Consider the following 1,164-nt stretch of genomic DNA (forward strand, 5'->3'; position numbering starts at 1 on the left):
AGTTTTTAAGTTTTCGAGTTTGTTGATGTTTTTAAGTTTTTAGTTACCGTTCCGCTCTCATCGGATTATTCAGAAAATCCTCGTAAGCCAGTCTGATACCGTCCTCCAGTTCCGTCCTGTAAGTCCATCCCAGAGCTTTAGCTTTCGATACATCCAGCAGCTTCCTTGGCGTTCCGTTCGGACGGGTAGTATCCCAGAGTATAGCCCCTTCATAACCTATTACCTTTGCCACAAGCTCTGTCAGTCCCTTGATGGATATCTCCTTGCCCGTTCCCGCGTTCACCGTCTCGTCCCCGCTATAGTTGTTCATCAGGAACACACACAGGTTCGCCAGGTCGTCCACGTAGAGGAATTCCCTCATCGGGCTTCCATCCCCCCAGCAGGTCACCTCCTTCAGTCCTGCCACCTTAGCCTCATGAAAACGTCTGATAAGCGCCGGCAGCACATGGCTGTGTTCCGGATGATAATTGTCGTTCGGTCCGTACAGATTGGTCGGCATCACGCTTATATAGTCCGTGCCATACTGCTTGTTCAGATATTCGCAGTATTTCAGTCCGCTTATTTTCGCCAGAGCATACGCCTCGTTCGTCTTCTCCAGTTCCGAAGTCAGCAGACAACTCTCCGGCATAGGCTGTGGAGCCATACGTGGATAGATACAGCTTGACCCCAGAAACTGCAGCTTCCTGCATCCGTTCTTCCATGCCGAGTGGATGACGTTCATCTCCAGCGTCATGTTCTCATACATAAAGTCCGCCAGAGCCGTCTGGTTAGCTATTATGCCCCCCACTTTTGCCGCTGCCAGAAACACATATTCCGGCTTCTCTTCGGCGAAAAACTTCTCCACCTGTTCCTGTCTTGTCAGGTCCAGTTCCTTGTGTGTACGTGTTATGATATTGGTATATCCCTGCTTCTGCAGTTCGCGTACTATGGCAGAGCCCACCATACCTCTGTGTCCTGCCACGTATATTTTACTGTTCTTTTGCATTAGTCAAAATCTTTTACTTCACAATCCACCTCTCCACATTCCTCTTCTCATAGCTGAAGTTCACTCCTATCTTCACCAGCTTCCTTCCGTCACATAATATCTAAATATATTTCATCAATGTCATGAAGGCATTCTTCACATGCTTGTTCGGGAACCCCAGCTTGTAGATATTCGATTTC

At 48.3% G+C, this 1,164-nt stretch carries 1 protein-coding gene; it reads right to left on the reverse strand.

Annotated features, from left to right (window positions below):
• Positions 1–43 precede the first annotated feature (43 nt).
• Positions 44–985 carry a GDP-L-fucose synthase family protein gene (locus H6A27_RS14385; RefSeq protein WP_204509184.1) on the reverse strand — a complete coding sequence of 314 codons (942 nt, stop codon included), beginning with the start codon at positions 983–985 and terminating at the stop codon, positions 44–46.
• Positions 986–1,164 lie beyond the last annotated feature (179 nt).

Source organism: Bacteroides caecigallinarum (assembly GCF_016902295.1).
Lineage (GTDB): Bacteria > Bacteroidota > Bacteroidia > Bacteroidales > Bacteroidaceae > Phocaeicola > Phocaeicola caecigallinarum_A.